General features: G+C 68.4%; 21 protein-coding genes. 11 read left to right on the forward strand and 10 right to left on the reverse strand.

Annotated elements, in window-relative coordinates; genetic code table 11:
- Nucleotides 1–7: 7 nt before the first annotated feature.
- A complete protein-coding gene (locus U3653_RS18980) occupies nt 8–2,302 on the reverse strand; it encodes a molybdopterin guanine dinucleotide-containing S/N-oxide reductase (protein WP_195081144.1) in 2,295 nt (764 codons plus the stop codon).
- A gap of 54 nt (nt 2,303–2,356) precedes the next feature.
- Nucleotides 2,357–2,839 carry a nitroreductase family deazaflavin-dependent oxidoreductase gene (locus tag U3653_RS18985; RefSeq protein ID WP_195081143.1) on the reverse strand — a complete coding sequence of 161 codons (483 nt, stop codon included), beginning with the start codon at nt 2,837–2,839 and terminating at the stop codon, nt 2,357–2,359.
- A 369-nt stretch (nt 2,840–3,208) separates the two neighbouring features.
- On the opposite strand from U3653_RS18985, the gene U3653_RS18990 reads away from it, so the two are divergent.
- Nucleotides 3,209–4,528 (forward strand): family 1 glycosylhydrolase, encoded by a 1,320-nt coding sequence (locus tag U3653_RS18990; RefSeq protein ID WP_195081142.1) that lies wholly within the window; start codon nt 3,209–3,211, stop codon nt 4,526–4,528.
- 34 nt (nt 4,529–4,562) lie between these two features.
- Nucleotides 4,563–4,757, forward strand: coding sequence for a hypothetical protein (locus U3653_RS18995; protein WP_195081141.1), 195 nt, complete (start codon nt 4,563–4,565; stop codon nt 4,755–4,757).
- 5 nt (nt 4,758–4,762) lie between these two features.
- Here U3653_RS18995 and U3653_RS19000 read toward each other — a convergent pair whose 3' ends face one another.
- Together U3653_RS19000 and U3653_RS19005 are read right to left on the reverse strand one after the other, a co-directional pair.
- Nucleotides 4,763–5,671: an NAD(P)H-dependent flavin oxidoreductase gene (locus tag U3653_RS19000; RefSeq protein WP_323124278.1), complete on the reverse strand. Its 909-nt coding sequence runs from the start codon at nt 5,669–5,671 to the stop codon at nt 4,763–4,765.
- A 119-nt stretch (nt 5,672–5,790) separates the two neighbouring features.
- A complete protein-coding gene (locus tag U3653_RS19005; RefSeq protein ID WP_195081139.1) occupies nt 5,791–6,489 on the reverse strand; it encodes a TetR/AcrR family transcriptional regulator in 699 nt (232 codons plus the stop codon).
- A 187-nt stretch (nt 6,490–6,676) separates the two neighbouring features.
- Here U3653_RS19005 and U3653_RS19010 point away from each other — a divergent pair, with 187 nt between their 5' ends.
- From U3653_RS19010 to U3653_RS19020, 3 genes are all read left to right on the forward strand, one after another.
- Entirely contained in the window at nt 6,677–8,398 is a 1,722-nt protein-coding gene (locus U3653_RS19010; RefSeq protein WP_195081138.1) for a GMC oxidoreductase, read from the forward strand.
- Nucleotides 8,399–8,582: 184 nt separating this feature from the next.
- Nucleotides 8,583–10,142, forward strand: coding sequence for a serine hydrolase (locus U3653_RS19015; RefSeq protein WP_195081413.1), 1,560 nt, complete (start codon nt 8,583–8,585; stop codon nt 10,140–10,142).
- A gap of 137 nt (nt 10,143–10,279) precedes the next feature.
- Nucleotides 10,280–10,714 (forward strand): hypothetical protein, encoded by a 435-nt coding sequence (locus U3653_RS19020; protein WP_195081137.1) that lies wholly within the window; start codon nt 10,280–10,282, stop codon nt 10,712–10,714.
- Nucleotides 10,715–10,826: 112 nt separating this feature from the next.
- Here U3653_RS19020 and U3653_RS19025 read toward each other — a convergent pair whose 3' ends face one another.
- The 4 genes from U3653_RS19025 to U3653_RS19040 all read right to left on the reverse strand — a co-directional run bounded on the left by U3653_RS19025 (nt 10,827) and on the right by U3653_RS19040 (nt 15,453).
- Nucleotides 10,827–11,210, reverse strand: a complete 384-nt coding sequence (locus U3653_RS19025) for a VOC family protein (protein WP_195081136.1) — start codon at nt 11,208–11,210, stop codon at nt 10,827–10,829.
- Between the two features lie 298 nt (nt 11,211–11,508).
- Nucleotides 11,509–12,624 carry a DUF4231 domain-containing protein gene (locus U3653_RS19030; protein ID WP_195081135.1) on the reverse strand — a complete coding sequence of 372 codons (1,116 nt, stop codon included), beginning with the start codon at nt 12,622–12,624 and terminating at the stop codon, nt 11,509–11,511.
- Between the two features lie 88 nt (nt 12,625–12,712).
- Nucleotides 12,713–13,984: a cytochrome P450 family protein gene (locus tag U3653_RS19035; protein ID WP_195081412.1), complete on the reverse strand. Its 1,272-nt coding sequence runs from the start codon at nt 13,982–13,984 to the stop codon at nt 12,713–12,715.
- A gap of 356 nt (nt 13,985–14,340) precedes the next feature.
- Nucleotides 14,341–15,453, reverse strand: coding sequence for a hypothetical protein (locus U3653_RS19040; protein ID WP_195081134.1), 1,113 nt, complete (start codon nt 15,451–15,453; stop codon nt 14,341–14,343).
- 914 nt (nt 15,454–16,367) lie between these two features.
- Here U3653_RS19040 and U3653_RS19045 point away from each other — a divergent pair.
- Together U3653_RS19045 and U3653_RS19050 are read left to right on the forward strand one after the other, a co-directional pair.
- A complete protein-coding gene (locus U3653_RS19045) occupies nt 16,368–17,129 on the forward strand; it encodes a bestrophin-like domain (RefSeq protein ID WP_195081133.1) in 762 nt (253 codons plus the stop codon).
- A 98-nt stretch (nt 17,130–17,227) separates the two neighbouring features.
- Nucleotides 17,228–18,118 (forward strand): hypothetical protein, encoded by an 891-nt coding sequence (locus tag U3653_RS19050; RefSeq protein WP_195081132.1) that lies wholly within the window; start codon nt 17,228–17,230, stop codon nt 18,116–18,118.
- A 163-nt stretch (nt 18,119–18,281) separates the two neighbouring features.
- Here U3653_RS19050 and U3653_RS19055 read toward each other — a convergent pair whose 3' ends face one another.
- A complete protein-coding gene (locus U3653_RS19055) occupies nt 18,282–19,043 on the reverse strand; it encodes a 3-hydroxyacyl-CoA dehydrogenase (RefSeq protein ID WP_195081131.1) in 762 nt (253 codons plus the stop codon).
- Between the two features lie 238 nt (nt 19,044–19,281).
- Between U3653_RS19055 and U3653_RS19060 the strand changes: the two genes are divergently transcribed.
- Nucleotides 19,282–20,133 (forward strand): crotonase/enoyl-CoA hydratase family protein, encoded by an 852-nt coding sequence (locus tag U3653_RS19060; RefSeq protein WP_195081130.1) that lies wholly within the window; start codon nt 19,282–19,284, stop codon nt 20,131–20,133.
- 40 nt (nt 20,134–20,173) lie between these two features.
- Here the strand turns inward: U3653_RS19060 and U3653_RS19065 are convergent, their stop codons facing one another.
- Nucleotides 20,174–20,836 (reverse strand): cyclase family protein, encoded by a 663-nt coding sequence (locus U3653_RS19065; RefSeq protein ID WP_195081129.1) that lies wholly within the window; start codon nt 20,834–20,836, stop codon nt 20,174–20,176.
- 142 nt (nt 20,837–20,978) lie between these two features.
- Here U3653_RS19065 and U3653_RS19070 point away from each other — a divergent pair, with 142 nt between their 5' ends.
- The 3 genes from U3653_RS19070 (at nt 20,979) to U3653_RS19080 (ending at nt 23,236) form a co-directional block, all read left to right on the forward strand.
- Entirely contained in the window at nt 20,979–21,185 is a 207-nt protein-coding gene (locus U3653_RS19070) for a hypothetical protein (protein WP_195081128.1), read from the forward strand.
- A gap of 453 nt (nt 21,186–21,638) precedes the next feature.
- Nucleotides 21,639–22,352, forward strand: coding sequence for an ABC transporter permease (locus U3653_RS19075; protein ID WP_195081411.1), 714 nt, complete (start codon nt 21,639–21,641; stop codon nt 22,350–22,352).
- Nucleotides 22,352–23,236: an ABC transporter permease gene (locus U3653_RS19080; RefSeq protein WP_195081127.1), complete on the forward strand. Its 885-nt coding sequence runs from the start codon at nt 22,352–22,354 to the stop codon at nt 23,234–23,236. The genes U3653_RS19075 and U3653_RS19080 overlap by 1 nt, the downstream gene beginning before the upstream one ends.
- Nucleotides 23,237–23,241 lie beyond the last annotated feature (5 nt).

The following is a 23,241-nucleotide window of genomic DNA, read 5'->3' on the forward strand; positions in this document are numbered from 1 at the left end:
GGCGACCTCACAGTGCGTCCTCGCCCAGCCTGCCCGGCGGGCGCAGCACAGCCACGTCCGTGAGTGCTCCCGCATAGCGCTCGATCTGCACCATGGTGAGCTGCCCCGCGCACCCTTGGCTGAGCGTCGAGGACGGACGATCGGCGATGAGCACATTCGGATTGCCGTGGCGGCAGAACGCCGGATCCGCCGGATCGGGGTCGTACCACGCGCCCGTGGACAGCTGCGCGACACCGGGCCGCACCCCCTCGTCCACCACCAGGCCGGCCAGGCAACTACCCCGGTCGTTGAACACCCGCACGATGTCACCAGCACACAGGCCACGAGCGCCGGCGTCCGCGGGATGCATCCGGATCGGTTCGCGCCCCGAGATCTTCACCGACTGGCTGTAGGCGCCCACATCGAGCTGACTGTGCAACTTCGTGCGCGGCTGATTCGCCACCAACTGCACCGGAAACCGCTGCGCCACCCGACCACCGAGCCACTCCTCCGGCTCCAGCCACACCGGATGCGGCGGGCAATCGGCGTACCCGAAGCCATCGATGGTCGTCGAGAAGATCTCGATCTTCCCGCTGGGCGTGGCGAGCGGGTATCGGTCCGGATCGGCGCGAAAGTCCGCAGCCAGCACCTGCCGTGGGTCCGGCACCGGAAGCTCGATCGCCTCACCGGACCAGAACAGGTCGAAATCCGGGAAGTCGTGTCCCGCATCCGACCGCTCGGCACGCCACCGCTCGTACAGATGCCGCAGCCACTCCGCGACGGACCGTCCTTCGGTGAACTCCTTGCCGACCCCCAGCCGATCGGCCGTCTCGGCGAAGATCCGGAAATCGTCGCGCGCATCGGCGGGCGGACGGGTCAACGCGCGCATCGCGAACAACGACCGATCACCCTCTCCCGCACCGAAATCGTCCCGCTCGATCGACATCGTCGACGGCAGCACGATGTCCGCGTGCCGCGCGGTAGCCGTCCAGAACGCGTCGTGCACCACGACCGTGTCCGGGCGTCCGAACGCCGCCCGCAAACGGGCCAGGTCCTGGTGGTGATGAAACGGATTGCCACCACACCAATAGACCAACCGCACATCCGGATACACCAGTTCCCGACCGTTGTACCGATAGGGCGCACCCGGGTTCAGCAGCATGTCCGCGATCCGCGCGACCGGAATGAACGCGTCGACGCCGTTGCGCCCCTGCGGAAGACGAGGCACCGGCCCGCGCGCGGGCTCACCGACGCCCGCGGCCGATCCGTAACCATGCCCGAACCCGCCACCGGGAAGCCCGATCTGCCCCAGCATCGCCGCGAGCACCACACCGGCCCACACCGGCTGCTCACCATGACGCGCCCGCTGCAGCGACCAGCTCACCGTCACCAGAGTCCGGGCAGCGGCCATCTCGCGCGCCAGCATCCGGATGCGCTCGGCCCGCACGCCGGTGATCGCCTCGGCCCACTCCGGATTCTTGACGACTCCGTCCGCCGACCCACGAAGATACGCCGCGAATCGGTCGTAACCGACCGTGTACTCGCGTAGGAACTTCTGGTCGGCCAGGCCTTCCGCGTCCAGCACCTGAGCCAGCGCGAGCATCATCGCCACATCGGTGCCCGGCACCGGCGCGATCCACTCGGCTGCACTCTCCGGCGGGGTGTCGTCGCGCAACGGACTGATCGACACGAACCGGCAGCCCCGGTCTCGCGCCGCCGTGATCCAGCCCCGCATGTTGTGCCGGGAGACCCCGCCCGGTGACACGGCCGCGTTCTTCGGCGACAGACCACCGAAAGCCACCACGAGTTCGGAGTGCTCGGCCAGTACCGCCTTCGCCGTGGCCTGTTGCGTCACCCAGCCGATGTCACCGATGACGTACGGCAGCAGCACCGTCGAGGTGCCCAAGCTGTAGCTGTTCACGTGCCGGACGTAGCCGCCGAGGCAGTTGAGGAAGCGGTGCAATTGGCTCTGCGCGTGATGGAAGCGCCCCGCGCTGGCCCAGCCGTACGAACCGCCGAACACCGCCGCCGCACCGTACCGCCGGTACACCCGGCCGAGCTCGCCGGCCAGCAGGTCCAACGCCCGCTCCCAGGACACCGGAACGAAAGCCTCCGAACCGCGCGGGCCCGGCCCGGGCCCGTTCTCCAGCCAGCCCCGGCGCACATACGGCCGATCGATACGAGTGGGGTGATGCTGCGCCGAAGCGACATTGCCGATCAACGGCATCGGCTCCGGGTCACCACGCCACGGCCGCACCTCCGTGAGCCGTTCACCGTCGCTGTCCGCCTCGAAGGCCCCCCAGTGGGTCAGATGCGTGGTCACCGCCCCACCGTAACCGTCCGCACCCACCCCGCGCCTCTGACGATTCGCGTTGCCTCAGTGCGACTTCCGACGCAGCTCGAAGATCCGGAACAGCCGGCCGCCGGAGAGCTCGTACTCCATGGCGTAGCCGGGCCAGAACTCCACCGCCAGATCCCAGACGGACTTGCGCTCCGCGCCGTCTATCTCACGCACCGCGACCAGGAACTGCTCGCCCTTGTGGCGGACCGAGGCGGTATCCGCGGCGCGCAGATTCGCCGACCACGCCGGATGCCGGGGACTACCCCAATTCGAGCCGAGGACGATGAAGTCCGCACCACGTGGCACGTACAGCAACGACGTGGTGCGCGGGATCCCGGTCTTCCGGCCGGGCACGGTGACCTCGATGGAGGGCAGGCCCGCCACATCCAGAACGCCCCTTCGTCCGCCGGTGACGCGCCGGATCAAGCGCTCGAACCGAAGCACGACCGGCGCCGTCCGCATCACCCAGCGGCGCTGGGCGAGCCGTCGGGCTACTCGCGGCAACGGATTCGACACCATGGGCAAATCCTGACACGCCCCAGCTTCCGATCAGGTGACCCAGGCCGTGACCGAGGGACATCTCACAGCCGATTCGCCCCCCTCCGTCCTTGCTGTCTTTTAGGAATGTGGCGTTTGAGGGTCAGTAGAATAGATAGTTTGATGCGAATATCTACGTATCCATATGTAGACACTCATGTCCTGCGCCGGCATCGCGGTCGTTGCGGTTCTCCGCTCCGCAGGACCATTCAGCCCGGGCTCCCCGCCTTCCCCGAGTCCAAGAAAACGGTCAAGCGACCAGTTACCCTGTCCCCCATGCCGCCCTCCCCACCGCGGCCTCGTGCGCCGAGGTATCCACGAGGGCCCGCCACTTCTCGGAACAGGAGTTCGATGCGTTCACACCGCCGCCATCTGTCGGCTGCGCTGGCGGCCGTCGCCGCGGTACTGCTCGGAGGCGCCACTCCAGCGGCCGCCCGTCCCGCGCCGCCCGCCGCGGTGGCGCCTATGGGCCCGGATTTCCTCTGGGGCGTCGCCTCGTCGGGATACCAATCGGAAGGCCACGCACCGGACAGCAACTGGTCCCGCTATGTCGCGTCCGGGAAGACGACGGATCCCTACCTGGATTCGATCGACTTCTACTCGCGCTACCGCTCCGACATCGCCCTCGCGGCCGATCTGGGCGTGAAGGTGTATCGCATCGGCGTCGAGTGGGCTCGCCTGCAGCCCGAACCAGGCACCTGGGATCCCGCAGGGCTGAAGTTCTACGACGACGTCGTCGGCGCGATCACCGCGGCAGGCATGCGCCCCATGATCACCATCGACCACTGGGTCTACCCGGGCTGGGCGGTGGACCGCGGGGGTTGGAACAACCCGGGGATCATCGAGGACTGGCTGGCCAACGCACGCGCGGTCGTGGACCGCTACGCGCCGTACCAGCCGCTATGGGTCACGTTCAACGAGCCCGCCTTCTACCTGGTGAACGAACTGCGCAACGGCGGATTGCCGCCCGCGGCGGCGCCCGCGATGCAGGACCGGATCGCCAGGGCCCACGACGGCATCTACGACTACATCCACCGGGTTCAGCCGGGCGCCATGGTGACCAGCAATGTCGCCTACATCCCCGGCGGCGAGGACGTGGTGAACAAGCCGCTGATGGACAGGATCGCCGCGAAGCTCGACTACATCGGCATCGACTACTACTACGGCCTCTCCCCCGACAGCCTCACCGCTTCCGCTAGTTTCACCGAGTTGTGGAAGAACCCGCTGCAGCCGGAGGGGATCTACTACGCGCTGCAGCACTATGCGCGTCAGTTCCCCGGTAAGCCGCTCTACATCGTCGAGAACGGGATGCCCACCGAGAACGGCCTGCCACGCGCGGACGGATACGGCCGCGCCGACTCGCTGCGCGACACCGTCTACTGGCTCCAGCGCGCCAAGGCCGACGGCATGAACCTGATCGGCTACAACTACTGGAGTCTCACCGACAACTACGAGTGGGGTTCCTACACACCGCGTTTCGGTCTCTACACCGTCGATGTCCTGACCGATCCAACCCTGACGCGCAAGCCGACGGACGCGGTGGCCGCGTACACCGGCATCACCCGCAGTGGCGGCGTCGCGCCCGATTACCGGCCGACCCGTGCGCCGAAGGATTGCTCCCTTGTCGACGTGCCCGCCAGTTGCGCCGATCCGGTCACCGTGCCACGGTGACGCCGCTGGGTACACCATCGCGCGGAGGTGGACGATGACCGACGATCCCATCGAAGTGCTGCGGCGCTGGACCGATTCCGGCGGGATCTGGCGCGTCGCCGGACGTCGATCCGGTTCGGTCACCGTCGCCCTCTACCAGTGCACCGGTGGCGAGGAGGTCGACCGGCTGGTCTCTTCCGATCCCGAGCTGATCCGCTATCTCGGTGACCGAAGCAGCAGCGAGGACTGAAACGCTCAGCTCGCGACCGACCCGGCCGCACCCGCCCACAGCCGCTCCAGCACGCGCGCGACCGGTTCCACGGCGGTGACCAGGCCGACGCCCTCCCCCGCGTCGATGGGCGTGACGGCCGGGTCGGCGGCGGCGAGCGCCGCGGCGAGTGCGCGCTTGGCCGCCGCGTCCATGGCGAGTTCGTCTTCGCGTCCGGTCCACCGATCGGTGAATCCGGTGCGCAAGACTCGCGCGGGAAACCTTGTCGGCCAGGGCAATTCCATTCCCACGTCGTAGGCGCGGGTGAGCACCGTGTCGTCGCCGCGCGCGTCGATCATGGCGCGACGGGCCGCCTCCGGCAGCAGCGACTCCGAACACGCTGCCAGACAGGTGCCGAGCCAGGCGCCACCGGCTCCGGCTCGCAACACGGTGGCCAGGTCCCCCGGTGTGCCGATTCCGCCCGCCGCGAGTACGGGAACCGACGCCACCTCCAGCACCTCCTCCAGAAGCGGCAGCAGCGCGGAGTTCACGGCGCCGTGTCCGCCGCCCTCCACACCGCGGGCGACCAAGAGGCCGACACCGCCGTCTTGCGCACGCCGCGCATCCTGCTCGCTGTACACCTGGGTGGCCGGGACGATCCCCGCGTCCGCGACGCGTGCCGCCCAGTCCAGGTCTTCCCCGAAGCTCACCGAGATCAGTGCGGGACGGGCTGCGATCGCGACCTCCAGCAGACGCGGCTCCTTCGCGACCACCCAGTCGACCAGACCGATGCCGAAAGGGCCGTCGCTGCCGCGGACGTGCGGCAACTCCCGCTCCAGCGCCGCGACCGATCCGGCGCTGCCCATTCCGATCATGCCGAGTCCACCGGCGGCGGTCACCGCCGCGGCGAGCCGTCCGCCCGCCACACCCCCCATCGGCGCGTTGACCAGGGGCATGCGCGCACCCATCCGGTGCGCCCATGCGGTTGCTGCAGACTGTCGGCCGGGCGTCGTCACGCGTTCCATCGCAGCACATGCCGCCGCGACCGCTCACCGGCCCCCGGTCGGCCGGGAGCTCATCCGCGGTGACCGAGCAGGTCCAGCAGTCCGCCGAGCTGGAGTTCGAACAGCTCGTCGCGGTCGGCGAAGGTCTGGGCGCCGTACATGTCGAACACGTCCGCGCTCACCGCCCCGAACAGACCGACCCAGAACGTCACGCCGCGGACGATCAGCCAATCTGGTAGGTCGAGCCGGAACTCGTCCCGGATCAGCGCGAAGCTGCCCGCGAGCGGCGCGGATATCCGCGGCTGCTCGCCGGGTGCGGCGAGTCGGCCCGCGCGATGGGCGCGGGCGAACAGGGCGAGCAGCGCGGCGATCACCCTGGTGCCAGGAGCGATGGTCTCGGTGGCGGGCGCGTCGTAGCCGGGAACCGGTGTGCCGAACAGCAACCCGTAGCGGGCCGGCTCGGCCAGCGCCCAGCGCCGCACTGTGCGGCCGAGCACTCGTAGCCCCTCGATCGGATCGTCCCCGCTCTCGGCCAGCGCTTCGTCGACCGCGTCGCCGAGTGCGTTGTAGCCGTCCACGACGAGCAGGGTGAGCAGTTCGTCGCGACTGCGGACATACCGGTAGACGGCCGAGGAGACCACGCCGAGGTCACGTGCCACCGCGCGCAGCGACAGCGCGGCCGCACCCTCGGTCGCCAAGTGCTCGCGCCCGATCCGGACGATGTCGTTCATGGTCTGAGCCCTGGCGCGGGCGCGGGGTGTCGTCGGCATAGCAGAAACGATGCGCGTTTCAGAGAGCGTTGTCAACTATTGCGAGCATCGCTCTGGAATCGGGGCGGACAACTACTGGCAACGCCGAATACCGGAGCGATCCGCCGATTCCGGCCGACTTGCGAACCGTTACTTACCCGGGAGTAGTGTTAGCCGAGTCACTGGCGACACGATCGAGGAGTTCCACATGGACCAGCGGACGACGGATTTCGACGTGCTGATCGTCGGTTCGGGGTTCGGCGGCAGCGTCACCGCGCTTCGGCTGGTGGAGAAGGGGTACAAGGTCGGCGTACTGGAGGCGGGCAGACGCTTCGCCGACGACGAACTGCCCAAGACCAGCTGGGAGCTGAAGAAGTTCCTCTGGGCGCCCGCGCTCGGCTGCTACGGAATCCAGCGCATCCACCCGCTGCGCAACGTCCTCATCCTCGGCGGCGCCGGCGTCGGCGGCGGTTCGCTGAATTACGCGAACACCTTGTACGTGCCGCCGGAGCCGTTCTTCCGCGACCCGCAATGGCGTGACATCACCGACTGGCGCGACGAGCTCACCCCGTACTACGAGCAGGCGCAGCAAATGCTCGGCGTGGTGCGCAATCCGCACATGACGCCCGCCGACGAGGTCTTCAAGGCCGTCGCCGACGACATGGGCGTCGGTGACACCTTCGTGCAGACACCCGTCGGCGTGTTCTTCGGCGAACCGGGTAAGACCGTGCCGGACCCGTACTTCGGCGGCGTCGGCCCGGACCGCACCGGGTGCGTGGAATGCGGGGACTGCATGGTGGGCTGCAAGTACGGCGCGAAGAACACTCTCGTGAAGAACTACCTCTACCTGGCCGAGCAGGCCGGCGCCGAGGTCATCCCGATGACGACGGTCACCGAGCTGCGTCCGCACCCGGACGGCACCTGGGATGTGTCCACCGCGCGTACCGGCGCCTGGATTCGCAAGCAACCGCGCACGTTCACCGCCGCGCACGTCGTGCTCGCCGCGGGCACGCGCGGCACCCAGAAGCTGTTGTTCGCCATGCGGGACAAGGGCGTGCTGCCGGATCTGTCCGACCGGCTCGGCGTGCTCACACGCACCAACTCGGAGTCGATCGTCGGCGCCGCGACCAAGACGGTGCGCCCCGGCACCGACTTCACCAAGGGCGTCGCGATCACCTCGTCCATCCATCCCACCCCCGACACGCATATCGAGCCGGTCCGCTACGGCAAGGGCTCCAACTCCATGGGCCTGCTCCAGACGCTCATGGTGGACGGCGGCGGCCGGATCCCGCGCTGGCTGCGCTTCCTCGGCTTGGTGCTGCGCCACCCGATGAACCTGCTCAGCTTCCTGAGCACGAAGAACTGGAGCGAGCGGACCATCATCTCGCTGGTCATGCAGCACCTGGACAATTCGATCACCACCTACACCAAACGCGGACTGTTCGGCCGCAAGCTGACCAGCAAACAGGGCCACGGCGAACCCAATCCGACCTGGATCCCCGTGGGCAACGACGTCACCAGGCGGGTCGCGGAGAAGATCGGCGGCATCGCCGGCGGTAGCTGGGGCGAGATCTTCAACATCCCGCTGACCGCCCACTTCCTCGGCGGCGCGGTGATCGGGGCCGACGCCGAGCACGGCGTGATCGACGCCTACCACCGCGTGTACGGCTACCCCACGCTCAGCGTCGTCGACGGCGCGGCGGTCTCGGCGAACCTGGGCGTCAATCCCTCCTTGACGATCACCGCGCAGGCCGAGCGGGCGGCGGCGTACTGGCCGAACAAGGGCGAGGTGGACACCCGCCCGCCGGTGGGCACGGGATACCGGCGCATCGCTCCCATCGCACCGGTGCATCCGGCGGTGCCCGCGAGCTCACCCGCCGCGCTCGTGCTTCCGATCGTGGAGATCCGCGAGACGCCCGCCGCAGGATGATTCCGCCCGCCGGGTCCGGTCAGCCGCAATTCGACGGCGGCCGGGCCCGCCGCGGCGGCGAAAATCAGAACCGACCCCCACAGCAATCTCGACTCAACTAGCCTTTGTCTGGTCTTTTGTCGCTGCAACGGCCAGGAGGCGACCCGTGAGCACACTGCGGCGCGCGTTGCTCGGTCCCACGGCGATGGTGACGGCCGCCGTCCTCGCGCTGACCGGATGCGGCGGCGACCGAGCCGACACCACGCAAACGGGGGCACCGTCCCCTTCCGCGGCGCTGCCCAACCAGATCGCCGGGGTGCCGATACCGGACGGCCGGATCGATGATGCCGTGAACGAGCTGGACCGGCTCGCCGAAGACCTGTTCGCCTCCTCCGGCGTTCCCGGTATGGCGATCGCCGTGGTGCACGGCGGGAAGGTGGTGTACAGCAAGGGATTCGGGGTCCGCAATGTCGTGACCAAGGAGCGGGTCGACCCGGATACGGTTTTCCAACTGGCGTCGCTGTCGAAGCCGGTCGGGGCGACGGTGGTCGCCCGCCGGATCGCCGCCGGGGGCGTCGAATGGGACACTCCGGTCCACCGGCTGCTGCCGTCCTTCGCCTTGGCCGATCCCTACGTCACCGAGCACGTCACGATCGGCGACCTGTACGCGCACCGATCGGGTCTGCCCGATCATGCGGGCGACCTTCTGGAGGACCTCGGCTACGACCGCGACCAGATTCTGGACCGGCTGCGGCTGCTGCCATTGGGTCCCTTCCGGACTTCGTACGAATACACCAATTTCGGACTGACCGCTGCTGCCGTCGCCGTGGCCGCCGCCGCGGGCACCCAGTGGGAGACGTTGTCCCAGCAGACGATCTACGGCCCACTCGGCATGAAATCGACCAGTTCTCGCTACGCCGACTTCGCCTCCCGCGCGAACCGGGCCGAGGGGCACGTGCTGATCGACGGGAAATACGAGCCTGCGAACCCGCAGCGCCAACCGGACGCCCAATCCCCGGCGGGAGGGGTCAGCTCCTCGGTGTCCGACATGGCCGCATGGATGACGATGGTGCTGGCCGACGGTTCCGCAGGTGGCTCGGTCCTGGTGCCCCCGGAGGATCTCCTGCCCGCCATCTCCCCCCAAGCCGTGTCCGCGCCACCGAAAACGCCGGACGCGCGAGCCGGGTTCTACGGATTCGGTTTCAATGTGAGCGATTCCGCCTCCGGCCGCGTCGTGCTCGGTCACTCGGGGGCGTTCGGCCTCGGCGCGGCCACCGCGTTCACCCTGATCCCGTCCGCCGACGTCGGCATCGTCACGCTCACCAACGCGGCGCCGATCGGGGTGCCGGAGACACTGAACGCGGAGTTCGCCGATCTGGTCCAGTTCGGGAAGGTTCAGCAGGACTGGCGCGCTCTCTACCGCGAGGCGTTCCAGCCGCTGGGCGCACCGGCGGGGGCGCTGGCGGGCAAACAGCCGCCCGCCAAGCCCGCTCCCGCCCGGTCATCGGCGTCGTATGCGGGCACCTACGACAACGCCTACTACGGGCCCGCGACGATCAGCGCCACCGATCAATCGCTGACGCTCACCCTGGGTCCGAACAACATGACCTTCCCCTTGACGCACTGGGACGGCGACACTTTCGCCTTCACACCGCCCGGCGAGAACGCCAATCGCGGATCGCTCTCCCAGGCCACCTTCGACGGTGACCGGCTCACCCTCGAGTACTACGACACCGAACACCTCGGCGTGTTCACGCGACGCTGACCGTCGCGGCACGCCGACCGCGATCCGGGGCCGCCGAGCACGGCACCGCCGCCGATCGGGGATATCGCCCGTCCATTTCCCAGGGGTTTGCCGACCGCGGTTGCGGGAAGTCGCTGAATGCAGGAGAGGAGGCAGTGATGACCGAACCGAACGAGACATACGACCCGCCGCAGGACACCGGCGCGCCCGACTCGGTCGAAACCGATCCGGCGGCTCTCAACAGCGCCGAGGATCTGGACGAGGACCGGCTGCGTTCCGACCCGCTCGAGGCCGGAATGGACCCACCGGAGCACTGGAGCGGCGTCACGAAGTACGGCGTGACGCAGTGGGAGCAAGCTCATCCCCGATCGATCGGAGACCGGCTCGCCGAGGAAGAGCCCGACACCGATCCCGGTCGTGACCCGGAGCCGGAGGCCGCCGGAAGCGAGGACGACCGGCGGCTCCAGGACATCACCGACGAAAGCGAGCAAGTGCCCGCCGCACACCGCTACGAGGAGGAGATCGGCGTAGCGGCCGACATCGCGGGCGGCTCGGTGGGCGAGGACATCCGTCGCCCGGCGCCACCCGACTGACGGGCGCGGCCGATCGGTGGACGCTGCCGCGGCCCGGCCCGCCATCGGAGACGATCGCGCGATCGCTTCCGTGTGGCGGGCCGAGTCGCGTCCAGGTCCCCGGCTGCGGTTGTCACTCATCCGGAAGCCACACCAGGCAGAACGTGTGCCCCACCGGGTCGGCGTAAACGCGGAATGCTCCATCGGTTCGGCCCTGCACGAGAGTCGCGCCCAACGCGAGCGCCGCAGGCTCCGCTTGCTCGATGTCGTCCACCAGGACGTCGAAATGTACCTGCTGCGATCCCTCGGGATCGGGGAACCGCGGCGGCTGGTAGTCGGGCGCCGTTTGGAATGCGATGCGCCGGCCCGAAGTCTCTACGAGAACCACCCAATCGTCGTCATCGTCCTCGAGCAGGTCTCCGCCGAGCAGCTCTTGGTAGAACCTGGCGAGTTTGCGCGGTTCGGGACAATCCAGCACCACGCTGCGCAACTGCCCGACCCCGTTGTTCGATGCCATACTCCGACCTCCTGACCTATGCCATTCGTCGTTGCCTACCCGCGCCGCTCGGCGGCAAACGCCGCACGGCGCCCAGCGTCGCGCACGGATTCGGTGGAGACAGGCCGGAGCGAACGCAACGGCCCGCCCGGCGCATCGCGATACGCCGGACGGGCCGCTTCCCCGTTCGCCGTGCGACGCCGCCACGTCACACAGCCCGTTCATGGTAAGCGCCGATGCCCGGCATATCCGGCAGCCACGCCGGATCATCCGATGTCCGATCGCTGACGTCGCACCGGTCACCGTCCGTGCGCGAAGGTCATTCGCCGTGCGAGGCCCGCCACAGTGTGTGTTCACGGCTGATCGCTTCCTCGGCGTCGGATACCGCATCGGCCCAGTCGGCTTCGGTGTCGTGCTGTTCCAAGACTTCGGCCACGATGCTCAGTTCGTTCGAGGCGACGGCATAGGCGGCAGCGCCGGTGCTGTGCTGGCGAGCCGACGACCATGCGGCCAACCCCGCGACCGCGGACGCGAAAATGCCTGCCAGATCGAAGCTCACCGCGTTGAACGCCTTCACCAGCGCTCCGGCGACACCCGCTACCTCGAAAACCAGTGCCAGCGTGCCGAACAGCTGCGACCTGCGCTGATGGTATCCGGATTTGCTCGCGTACCACCGCTGTTGCTCCCGAATGCGGTCGTCCAGATAGACGCGTCGCCGTTCGTCGAACGGAGCGGAGCGCAGCTGCCGCATCCGAGCGGTGATGGCCGGGGCAGTGGTCGGCCGCAGCGCGAGCGCCGAGATGTCCTGACGCAGCAGCATGAGTCGCTCGATCAGCATCCGATCGGCGTCGGCGGCGGACAACGTGCCTGCGAACGGCGCGCCCTGCACCGCGTACTTCCAGGTCAAGGTTTTCACCGACTCGGCGAGCGCGCGACCTTCGTACCAGGACTTGCCCGGACGGCCGCGCAGGACGCCCACATCCACCGCGAGGATGCCCACGAAGGCCATCGCGGTGAGAATGGCCGCGATATCGGTCCGCGACGAGCCGACGCGGAAGGTGAATGCCGCACACGCCGCCGCCACCACAGCCAGCAAGAGCCGGGTTCCATAGGCGCGAAGAAAGAACTTCTGGCCGTACAGCGATGCGGTGTCCGCGGACTGGAACAGCCCCGGGTAGTCGTCAGCGTGCTGCACGGGACGCGGGACGCGTTCGAACCGACATGGCCGAAGTGTACCGGGTTCGGGGGTAGCACCGAATCTATTTGCACCGCACCCGAATCCGGTTGTGCCACGACGCGGTTTCCCGGGCCCGAACGCGGGCGTACAACTCGCCCCCATGCCGCTGACCATCGTCGACGAACCATCCCGCCCCCGCAGACGAATATCCACATCGGCGTGGCGCATTCGCCGCGTCGGTGATATCGCCGTGCCCATCAGCCGCTTTCACCGCCGAGCATCGGTATGGACCCGAACCGGTCGGGTCACACCCGTTCCACTTGCGCTGTGGCCCGGCGGCTCACGCCTACCCGAGGTGAACCGGCGCCGACTTGGGGAAGACGACCGGCAAGGCCATCAGCGCCCGGTGAAACGGTCCCGGTCGCCACTGCAGTTCGCTCTTCGGCTGGCCCAGTTGGATTTCCGGCAGGGCGTCGAACAGCTGATCGATGGCGTTCTGCACCGTCATGTAGGCGACGGATTTGGCCGGGCAGGCGTGCGGACCCGCACTCCACGCCAGATGGGACCGATTGCCGATACGGCTGCCACCGGGCTCGTCGGTACCGCGGATCTGGGGGTCGTTGTTGCACCCGGCGAGACTGATGACTACCGGCTGGTCGGCGGGCAGCCAGACACCGTCGACCATGATCGGCTGCCGCGGGTACGTCGTGCAGAAGTTCGCCATCGGCGGGTCGTTGAACAACACCTCGTCGAGCGCGTCGGTGGTGGACAGATTCCGTCCGAGGACGTCGCCGAAGCGGAACCGGTCGTCGGTGATCATCAGCAGGACCGCGTTCGTCAGCAGATTGCGCTGCGCCTCGAAACCGGCGCCGTAGAAGCTCATCAGCTGGGCGAAGATCTCGATATCGTCGAGTTCGGTGGAGTGGTGCGCCAGCCGTGAGGTGACGTCGTCGCCGGGCTGTTTGCGCTTGAGCCGGATCAGCTGCATCAGCGCGTCCTTGAGCATCTTCATGCCCTCGGGGCCCCGCACGGTGTCGAAGCGCGCGGCCATGCCGGTCGCCACCCGCTCCCCGATTTCGGCCGGGCAGCCGACCATCTGGTTGAGCACTTCCAGGACGAGCGGAAACGCGTACTGGGTGACCAGATCGGCGGATCCGGTCGCGCAGAAGGTGTTGATCAGCGGAACGGCGATCTGCTCCACCGTGGCGGGCACGTCGAACAGATCGATCCCGTCGATGGCGTCGACGGAAGCATGCCGGTAGCGATCATGGGCCAGTCCGGTGTTGTAGCGGGCGGCCGGATACCACTCCATCATCGGCCGCACGGGCGAGTCCTCGGGAATGGTCTTCTGCCAGGTGCGCGGATCAGCTGGGAAATGGTCGGGATCGCTGAGGATCCGCACCGCGGTCTGATAGCCGATCACCAGCGTGGCGGGCACGCCGGGCGCCAGTTCGATCGGAACCAGCGTGCCGTGTTCGCGGCGCATCTCGCGATACGCGCGGTGCGGGTCGGCGACGAACTCCTTCGTATACATCGGGACACGTGGGGCGTCCGCTTCCGTCACGGGGCCGTGCTGGACGGGGCACGCTCCGGCTCCAGTGGTGTGCGGCGCGGCCATCGGGGACTGTGGTGTGGTCAAGAACGTGACTCCAGGTTATGGAACAGCAATTCGACGAACGTGATCTGTGAGCGGGTACACGTGCCTTCCAAGACCTGTTGTCCAGAGCTCGGCGACCCGCTTACGCTAGCAACATAGCAACGCTCCGATCCCGCCGCTGACGTAGGCGGCGCCGATGGGCGCGAGAACCACATTCGGACAAGGCAATTCACCGGCCATCAGCCCGCAAGCACACCGTACGCGCTGGTCGGCAGCGCACGATCCGGTGCTCGCGCATCGGCGCCGGATCGTGCTGCGCGCGTGCGGACCGCTGGCGCCGCCCCACCATCACGCTCCGTCGGCTATCGCCCGGCAGATCACTGTCCGGGTTCCGCGCCGCCGGTCAGCGCGACCGTGGTGGCTACCGCCTGCCGAGCGGCGTCGACGGTGCATCGGCCGAGTCCGCAGGCGGTGGCGACACCGTAAGCCGAGCGCCCGGCGGCTTGTTCGAAGAGAGCGAGCGCACGAGCGCTGTCCTCGCCGGAGTCCGGAGAGACGACACCGGCGATCACTTTCCACTCGGGATCGAGCTTGCGCAACGGCGCGTAGAACCGCGGCTCCAGCGGCGCGGGCTCGGCGCCGTAGGCGCATGGGATATGCACCGGGGGTAACGGTGTGCCCTGTCGGCGCAGTAGCCGTGCGGTGCGGCCGAGCAGCTTGACCGCCGGAGCGAGAGTGCGCGGGGTGAGCAGGCTCTTGTGCTGATAGTCGCCGTAGCACAGGTGCACGATCGCTTCCGCGCCGATCTCGTGCATCCGCCCGAGGAAACCGGCGAGCTGCCGTGCGATCAACGGCGCGAGCGCCCACTGCGAACGCAGTTGCTCGGCCTTGACCATGCTCAGCAGCGCGATCGGCGACTCCACCTGCCAGACGACACGGTCGCCGTGCCGTTCGACGACCTCGGTCATCTCCCCCACCACCGCTTCGGTGAACACGGGAAGCTGCCGAAGCGCGCCGACCACGAGCCCGGAGCGCCGGACGGCAGGCCAGACGGGGAGCCCACCGGAGACCGCGGCGCCCGCGAAGACGAACATCGCCAGATCCAGCGGACTGGGCTGGCTGATCTGCACTTTCGTTCCGGCGAGCGCCGGCCGGTCGGCGCGCAGCGACTCGAACGTCTCCACGACCCGGCCGATCCGCTCGACCCGGTCCATCGACACATGCCGCGGCTCCAGTGTGCAACCGGATCTCAGCCCGTAGCTGGGGAAATCACCGTAGTCGGCGTAGTCGCCGGGGCGGACGATCTCGAAGACGTCGGCGTGCTGTTTGCGCGTACGCAGATAGTCGAGAATCCAGTCCGGATCGAGATCGCAGGGCACGGCGGTCACCGGCCGCCCCTCGCTGTGGTCGGCAAACCATTGCATGACGGCACGATCACCCGTCATCAGCTCGGCAGGCAGGCTGCCGACATAATGCGCGTATCTGGTCATCTGTGGCTCTTCTGTTGTCTGGACGCGCGATCCGCGACCCAGGATCTTCCCGTTACGCCGATCGGTAGCTGTGCAAGCGTACCTGGACGCGCTCCGATCCCGCATCTCCTGATGTTCTCACGCTATCGACGCGCGGAGGGGCGTTTCCGGATGCATTCCGCCGTCGTGGTGGGCCATCCAGGTATTCGCGCCTTCGATCTACCTCGGTATCAAATCCTCTGTGAGCCAAGGCAATAGATCGACGATGCGTCCGGGGGCGGGTCTGCTGCCGAAGTCGCGGCCGATGAGCACCACCGTCACGAGATTCCCCGCATCAGCGCACGTTCTGGCGACACAGGATGCTTGCCGGCAGTTCCCCGCGGCCGGTGACCCGGCGCGACCCCGGAGTCGTGGACACCCCGCACACGGCACACCCCCGTTCCGGGTGCGTGCGGCGGGACATTCCCAAATTTCGCCACAGGCAGGCGGTTTCGCGGTCTACTATCGGTGTGGTCCGAACCGGTCTGTCGGATCGGACGATCTCACGGCGCCTGATTCGCAACGGCGCCGCATCGTGTCACCGCTTTGCCGTGCATCACTGATCAGATCCGAACAGTCGCAGACTCTCGACGGCGTGATCGTCGATCGTCTCGGTATCCATCTCGGGGGTGAGGGCCACGCATGATCATCGAAATGCCTGTCCGCAGCGGTTCCGGCGCGCCGGATAGCCGAAAGCTGCCGAACGTCTCGCGGGATCTGGTCACGCCCGGTCGGCACTGACAGCTACCCAGCTCCAAGACGCTCCCGCAACCACGCCGTCGCGCCATCGCCGCGGCCGCGCGCTTCGGAGTGCGCGGAAATCGCGCACCACTCCAGTGCGACCGGCCCTGCGACGCCACGGTCGCGAGAACCACTCAGACAGAACGGAGTCCCGCATGGCCTTCGAGTTTCTGGTGCCTGCTCTCACCGCGCTCGTCGCGGTGGTCGTCTTCGTCGCCGGTGATCGCCTACATCCGAAGGCATGGCGGCACACCGACGACGACACCGTCGGCGCGCTGGTGCTCAACTTGATCAACACGATCTTCATGGCGGTGGTGGCATTCATCGTGGTCATCGCCTGGCAGCAGTACGACAACGCGCGCAATCACACCATCGCGGAAGCCAAGGCGCTCATCGATACCTATTGGGCCGCGCACGGGATGCCCGAACCCGACCACGCCCGCGTCCAAGGTCTGGTGCACGACTACACCCAGCAGGTTCTCACCGACGAATGGACCGTCATGGCCGACGACGGTTGTCTCAGTCAATCCACCCAGGACACCCTCGACACCCTCCGCGACGCGGTGGCCGCGGTGAATCCGGTCGATCCCGAGGTCGACGCCCTCCGGACCAGTGCGCTGACCAGCCTGGACGCGGTGGCGCAGGCACGCGCCGATCGCGCGCTCGACGCGGGCTACCGGGTACCCGCCTTCCTCTACCTGGCCATGTGGATCTGCACGGTGCTGCTGCTGTTCAGCGTGGTCCTCTCCGGCGTCCAGGTCACCAAGCGCACCGTCGTGACCACCGCGCTGCTCGGCGCCATCGTCGGCGTGGTGATCCGGGCGATCTACAACCTCGACGAGCCGTTCTCCGGCGGGAACGTGGTCCCGAAGGAGGCTTTCGAACTCGCGCTGTCGCGGTACCAGCACACGACATGAACTTCCGGCCGGTTTCGACTATGACTAGGCGACTGCACATGCGACCCAACCGAGACGCATCTCGAACACCCGGATTGGCAAAGGGGTTGGCCACTGCGATGTTGCCCCTGACCGTGGCGGCATTCGTGGCTCACCCGTCGGAAGCATCCGCCCAGGCGCCGCCGTGGCCGCCCTTCGGTGACCTCGCCACCGGGAGTTCGGGCACTGCTACCGGTTTCGACCCGGTGGGCGCCTTCCCGGGTGGTGGTTCGAGCGGCGGCCCCGCCGTGTCGTCCGGCAGCGCCGCCGAGGGCGATACTTCGGGCGGGTCCCTGAGCCTCGGTCCGATCAGGCTGCCCTCCGGCAGCGCCGGTCTCACGCCGAGCGGCAGCGGCGGTGCAAGCGGTCCTCTCGCCACCGGAGATGCGGAATCCGGCGTCACCCACCCGGTGGACACGACGCCACGCCCGGACGTCACGGCGGAGCATCCAACCGCGGCGCCGGGAGTCGACGCGGGCAGCGCCCAGCTGGCATGTACCGGCAGCGCCGTGACGGGAAGCGCGTTGCTGCTGCTCGGACTGGTGACCGGCAGCGGCTTCGGCTCGCTGGTGCCGGGTCTGATCGGCCCGGGGTCCAGCGGATCCGGTCTGGGCAGCGCGGCCGTCGGCAGCGCCGCTACCGGCAGCGCGGTGCTGACCTGCCTGCTGCTGCTTCCCACGACCCCGCCCGAGCCCATGAGCCCGCTGCAACTCGGCCCGCCCGCCCCCGTTCTCCCCATCGTCCCGGCACCTGCCGCCGTCCCCGTACCGGTCCTGCCGCGGGCCGACCGCCCCCTCCCCGAGTCGCCCCCTCGGCCGCAGAACCGGCAACGGGGAAGGGACATACAAGCCGTCGAACCGGCCCACGACCCGGACGCCTGGAGTCTCATGAAGCTGATGACGGTATTGGTGGTCACCGTCATCACCGTGGTCGGGATCCGTCTGTCGCCCGGCTCCAAGCGACCACGCTAGATCTCGATCGACGCCGGTCGGCTCGATCGACCGGGCAGCCTACGTGGTGCTGTCGGGCTTCCTGACCAGCAGCGGGAGGTCCTGAGACGAAAAGGGCGGTGCGGATGCGGCTTACGCCGACACCCGCACCACCGCTGCCTTCGGAGCCCCGATGGGCACTACCTCAGCGCGGCGCCATCCGGATGGCGCCGTCCAGGCGGATGGTCTCGCCGTTGAGCATCGGGTTCTCCACGATGTGGCGCGCGAGCGCGGCGTACTCGGCGGGATCGCCCAGGCGCGACGGGTGCGGCACCTGCGCGCCCAGGGAGGCGATGGCCTCATCCGGCAGCGTGGCGAACAGCGGCGTGTGGAACAGTCCCGGCGCGATGGTCACGACCCGGATCTTGATCGCCGCGAGGTCGCGCGCCACCGGCAGGGTCAGGCCGACGATTCCGCCCTTGGACGCCGAGTACGCGGCTTGTCCGATCTGGCCGTCGAAGGCCGCCACCGACGCGGTGTTGATGATGACACCACGCTCCTCGCCCACCGGATCGGTCTTCGCGATCCGCTCGGCGGCCAGCCGGATCACGTTGAAGGTGCCGATCAGGTTGACGTTCACGACCTTGGTGAAGTCCGCCAGCGGGAACGCCCCGTTCTTGCCGACGGTCTTGATCGCGTTGCCGATACCCGCGCAGTTCACCGCGATCCGCAGGTCGCCCAGCTCCTGCGCGGCGTCGAGCGCCGCCGTGACCTGCTCCTCGTTCGTGACGTCCGCCGCGGCGAAGACCACGCCGTCGCCGAGTTCTTTGGCCACGGCCTCGCCGGAGGACGACGGCAGGTCGATGATCACGACCTTCGCTCCCTTGCCGTGCAGTTCCCGCACGGTCGCCAAGCCGAGTCCCGACGCACCACCGGTCACCGCAGCGACCGCGTTGCTGATCTCCATCCCACTCCTCTTCTCCGGGTTGTCCAACGACGACGCGAAACGCCGGCCGATCGGTCCGCGCCGCCACCCCGGTGCGGGGCGCCAGGTGCCGTGACCGATCGGGACACGGCGACAGGCTAACCGCCCAGGGAGCATTAAGTAAACAGTCATTCTCGTTCGATTCGATCCGAGGGTGCGACGATGTCCCGCGAACCCCCTGCAAGAGCGCACATGTCGGCGTGATGGCACAGTGTTCGTTATGGCCGATATTCGCCTGGACGTCTCCGACGCCATCGCCACCGTCACCCTCGACCGCCCGCGGCAGCTCAACGCGTTCACCACCGCGATGGGCGCAGAGCTGATCGAAGCCTTCGACACCTGCGACCGCGACGATTCCATCCGCGCGGTGATCATCACGGGCGCTGGTCGCGCCTTCTGCGCCGGCGCGGACCTGTCGGCGGGGGCGGAGACCTTCGCCGCGGGCGACAACGACGCCGCGGAGTCCTTCCGCGACAGCGGCGGCGAGCTGGTCCTGCGCATGTACGAATCCCGCAAGCCCATCATCGCCGCCGTCAACGGCCCCGCCGTCGGCGTCGGCATCACCATGACGCTCGCGGCGGACTTCCGCATCGCCGTCGACAACGCCCGTATCGGGTTCGTCTTCAATCGGCGCGGCATCGTGCCCGAGTCCTGTTCCAGTTGGTTCCTGCCCCGCTTGGTGCCGATGCAGACCGCACTGGATTGGGTGTACTCGGGCCGACTCGTCGAGGCGGCCGAAGCGCTCGAGGCGGGACTGTTCTCCGCGCTGTATCCGGCGGACACCCTGCTCGACGAGGCGCATGCGCTCGCGCGCCGCGTCACCGAGCATTCCGCGCCGGTCTCGGTGGCCCTGTCCCGGCAGATGCTGTGGCGCAACTTGGGAGCCGATCATCCGATGATCGCGCACCGCATCGAATCCCGCGGCATCTACCACCGGGGCGCGAGCGCCGATGCCAGGGAAGGGGTCACCGCCTTCCTGGAGAAGCGGCCCGCGCGCTTCCCCGACAGCGTCGACCGCGACCTCCCGGACATCTTCGGCGACGATCTCGCGGTGCCGCCGTTCCGGCCGTGAATTCTCGGCGAGACAGTAGATTCGGCGGACGAGGGGCCGTTCAATACCGGTGGTCGACCCACGCCACGACACGCAGGGGGAACGACCCCATCCCGTGCACCGGTGCAGGTAGCGCGACCAGCCTGGCGCCTGTGCCGGGAAGCGCGTCCAGGTTGGTCATCTGCTCGATGATCGGGATTCCCGCTCCCAGCAGCGTGTGATGGCACGGACGCGTCGGCAACGACGTGTCGTCGACGTCGAGCGAGTCGATTCCCACCAGCGCGACGTTGGCGGCGACCAGCGCCTCGGCGACCTCACCGACCAGGAACGGATGTGCGGGGTCCCGGTACGCGGCCGAACCCCACCTGGCCGACCACCCGGTGTGCACCAGCACCGCCTTGCCCCACAGCAGCGCCGGATCGCCGAGCACGTCCGGACCCACCGCGCGCAGTCCCGACGCGCGGATCACCACGATCGGCACATCGAGCAACCGTTCCAACGGCAGCTCGGCGATGTCCGCGCCCTCCGCGTGGAAAAGGCGAGGCGCGTCGATGTAGGTCCCGGTGTGGCCGACCATGTCCACCCGTGCGATGTCGAATGTCATGTCGATCAGCGGTGATCTGTCCGGCGCCACTTCGGTGGTGATGCGCGGGGCAGGCTGGCCCGGATAGGTGAGCATGCCGTCCGAGACCGGATGCGACAACTCCACGATCGCTCGGCTCATACCCCGGACGCTACCGGCCGATCCCGTGCTCGTATACGGAGTCGCCGCGTGCTCGCACCCCGGCAGAACCACGAGCCGCAGGCTCGAATCGGCCCGTGCGCTTCGCCGCGCGGAAGCGCAGAATGGATACCGGAAGGTCGTCATGCGAGCGTTACAGGGCCTGCTCGGCGTCGTGCTGGGGATCCTCACCGCCGTGCTCGGCACGGTACTGGGGCTGGTGGCGGCCGTGCTGTGGCTCGTCGGCGCGGTGCTGTGCGTGACGGTCGTTCTCCTTCCCCTCGGCCTCCCGGTCGTGAAACTCGCCCGCCGCCTGCTCACCCTCTCCCGGCGGCTCATGCGTCTGCCCTGATCGGGCGTCGCCGCGCGCCGGCGGGTATGGCCGAACCGCGGGCGACGGTCGCCGCGTCACGCACGAGGCCGACGACCTCCAACCGTCCGGCTCCAGCGGAAACCCGACTCGCCTCCGGCAGCACGGAACGGATGTGCTCGAGTCCAGACCGGATAGCCTTCGATCGTTTTCGTGAATCTCAACCCATCCGATCCGCCGAATTGATAGCCTTATCGCGGTTGAACTATCAACGGCTCAGCACTCCGCGCACGGAGCGATAGACGACCTCTCTTCGGGCGACGGGTTGGATTGTTGCGCGAGGAGTGGGACGTGTCCGAGCATGCGGCGTCCGCCGAGTGGCCCTCCGGCGGGGAACAGGGCGCGGTTCCGCTCGCGGTCGCGCTGGCGAGCCGGACCGCTTCGAGCGCAAGGACTTTCGGTCGCACGGTGCGACTCGGCGCACGCTCCACCGCCATGCTCGCCATCGATCTGGTGCTGCGCCGGTTCCCGGTGCGGGAGGCGCTGGTGCAGGCGTGGTTCTTCGCCTCGGTGTCCCTGCTGCCCGCGATACTGATCTCGCTGCCGATGGGCGTGGTGATCGCCGTCCAGGTCGGCAGCATCACCGAGAACGTCGGCGCCGGTTCGATGGCGGGCGCGGTCGGCGGCATGGGCGTGATGCAGCAGATCGCGCCGATGGCGGCGGCCCTGCTCGTCGGCGGCGCGGGCGCGTCGGCGATCGCCTCCGATCTGGGAGCGCGCACGATCCGCGAAGAGATCGATGCGCTGCGCACCATGGGCATCGACCCGCACCGCAGGCTCGTCGCGCCCCGTCTGCTGGCGATGACCGTGGTGGCGCCGATGCTGGCGGTGCTGGTCATCCTGATGAGCATCCTGGCCAGTTTTCTCGTCGCCTCGGTCGGCCAAGGCGTCGCGCCGGGTTCGTACTGGCTGTCGTTCGGCAGCTTCGCCACCGTCACCGATCTGGTGATCTGCATCGGCAAAGCAGCGGTTTTCGGCTATCTGGTCGCGGTGATCGCCTGCCAGCGCGGGCTGGAGGCGCGGGGCGGGCCGAAAGGCGTGGCCGATTGCGTCAACGCTGCGGTCGTGCTCGGACTGCTGGCCTGCTTGATCGTCAATCTCGTCATCACCCAGGTGGTGCTGTTGTTCGTGCCGTTGGGATTCCTGTGATGGCCCTGCGAAGCGGGCCGCGAACCGCGCGGCCGTCGGAGTACCGGCCCCGTGGCCTGCGCTGGACACGACACCTGACTCGGTTGTGGGAGCCGCTGGAGGAGTTGGGGTTTCAGCTGCGCTTCGCGACCGCGGCGTGTCTTGGCGCCGGTTACGCGCTACGCCGCTACCGCAAGCAGGTGGTCGCGGTCTTCACCGACCTGGCCTGGGGCGGAGGACGATCGGTCATCGTCGGCGGCGGGGTGGTGCCCGTGCTGGTCATCATGGGCGTGGTGGCCGGGGCGATGATCGGCATCGTCGGCTTCACCGCGCTGGACATGCTGGGTATGGGCCCGTTGGCGGGCGCGATGTCGGCGCTGGCGAACCCGAGGGAACTGGCCCCGCTCATCGCCGCCGTCGGCTTCGCCGCGCAGGCGGGATGCCGGATGACCGCCGAGATCGGCGCCATGCGGATCTCCGAGGAGATCGATGCGCTCGAAGCGCAGGCGATCGACCCCATCCCGTACGTGGTGTCCACGCGGTTGGTCGCCGCTGTGATCACCGTGATACCCACCTATCTGATCGCGCTCGCGCTCGGATTCCTGACGACCCGGCTCACCGTGACCGCGGTGCACGGCCAGGCGTCGGGCGCCTTCGCGCACTACTTCCACATGTTCGTCGCGCCCACCGACTTGGTCTACTCGCTGATCAAAGTGGTGGTCTTCGTGCTCGTGATCACCGGCGTGCACGCCTACCAGGGCTTCTACGCCACCGGCGGCCCCGAAGGGGTTGGCATCGCCTCGGGCCGGGCGATCCGGGCGAGCCTGGTGCTCATCGCATCGACCGACATGGTGCTGACGATCGCCATGTGGGGCTTCGACACCGACATCAGTTTCGCGGGGTGAGCAAG

The sequence above is a fragment of the Nocardia implantans genome, assembly GCF_035544775.1.
GTDB lineage: Bacteria > Actinomycetota > Actinomycetes > Mycobacteriales > Mycobacteriaceae > Nocardia > Nocardia implantans.

Excerpts from the sequence above, each read along its gene's own strand:
- U3653_RS19010 (WP_195081138.1), top strand. The coding sequence starts at position 6,677 with ATGGACCAGCGGACGACGGATTTCGACGTGCTGATCGTCGGTTCGGGG.
- U3653_RS18995 (WP_195081141.1), top strand. The coding sequence starts at position 4,563 with ATGACCGACGATCCCATCGAAGTGCTGCGGCGCTGGACCGATTCCGGC.
- U3653_RS19060 (WP_195081130.1), top strand. The coding sequence starts at position 19,282 with ATGGCCGATATTCGCCTGGACGTCTCCGACGCCATCGCCACCGTCACC.
- U3653_RS19025 (WP_195081136.1), bottom strand. The coding sequence starts at position 11,210 with ATGGCATCGAACAACGGGGTCGGGCAGTTGCGCAGCGTGGTGCTGGAT.
- U3653_RS19030 (WP_195081135.1), bottom strand. The coding sequence starts at position 12,624 with ATGGGCACGGCGATATCACCGACGCGGCGAATGCGCCACGCCGATGTG.
- U3653_RS19050 (WP_195081132.1), top strand. The coding sequence starts at position 17,228 with ATGTTGCCCCTGACCGTGGCGGCATTCGTGGCTCACCCGTCGGAAGCA.
- U3653_RS19055 (WP_195081131.1), bottom strand. The coding sequence starts at position 19,043 with ATGGAGATCAGCAACGCGGTCGCTGCGGTGACCGGTGGTGCGTCGGGA.
- U3653_RS18990 (WP_195081142.1), top strand. The coding sequence starts at position 3,209 with ATGCGTTCACACCGCCGCCATCTGTCGGCTGCGCTGGCGGCCGTCGCC.
- U3653_RS19070 (WP_195081128.1), top strand. The coding sequence starts at position 20,979 with ATGCGAGCGTTACAGGGCCTGCTCGGCGTCGTGCTGGGGATCCTCACC.
- U3653_RS18985 (WP_195081143.1), bottom strand. The coding sequence starts at position 2,839 with ATGGTGTCGAATCCGTTGCCGCGAGTAGCCCGACGGCTCGCCCAGCGC.
- U3653_RS19040 (WP_195081134.1), bottom strand. The coding sequence starts at position 15,453 with ATGACCAGATACGCGCATTATGTCGGCAGCCTGCCTGCCGAGCTGATG.
- U3653_RS19065 (WP_195081129.1), bottom strand. The coding sequence starts at position 20,836 with ATGAGCCGAGCGATCGTGGAGTTGTCGCATCCGGTCTCGGACGGCATG.
- U3653_RS19000 (WP_323124278.1), bottom strand. The coding sequence starts at position 5,671 with ATGCCCCTGGTCAACGCGCCGATGGGGGGTGTGGCGGGCGGACGGCTC.
- U3653_RS19005 (WP_195081139.1), bottom strand. The coding sequence starts at position 6,489 with ATGCCGACGACACCCCGCGCCCGCGCCAGGGCTCAGACCATGAACGAC.
- U3653_RS19080 (WP_195081127.1), top strand. The coding sequence starts at position 22,352 with ATGGCCCTGCGAAGCGGGCCGCGAACCGCGCGGCCGTCGGAGTACCGG.
- U3653_RS19075 (WP_195081411.1), top strand. The coding sequence starts at position 21,639 with ATGCTCGCCATCGATCTGGTGCTGCGCCGGTTCCCGGTGCGGGAGGCG.
- U3653_RS19035 (WP_195081412.1), bottom strand. The coding sequence starts at position 13,984 with ATGGCCGCGCCGCACACCACTGGAGCCGGAGCGTGCCCCGTCCAGCAC.
- U3653_RS19015 (WP_195081413.1), top strand. The coding sequence starts at position 8,583 with ATGGTGACGGCCGCCGTCCTCGCGCTGACCGGATGCGGCGGCGACCGA.
- U3653_RS19020 (WP_195081137.1), top strand. The coding sequence starts at position 10,280 with ATGACCGAACCGAACGAGACATACGACCCGCCGCAGGACACCGGCGCG.
- U3653_RS19045 (WP_195081133.1), top strand. The coding sequence starts at position 16,368 with ATGGCCTTCGAGTTTCTGGTGCCTGCTCTCACCGCGCTCGTCGCGGTG.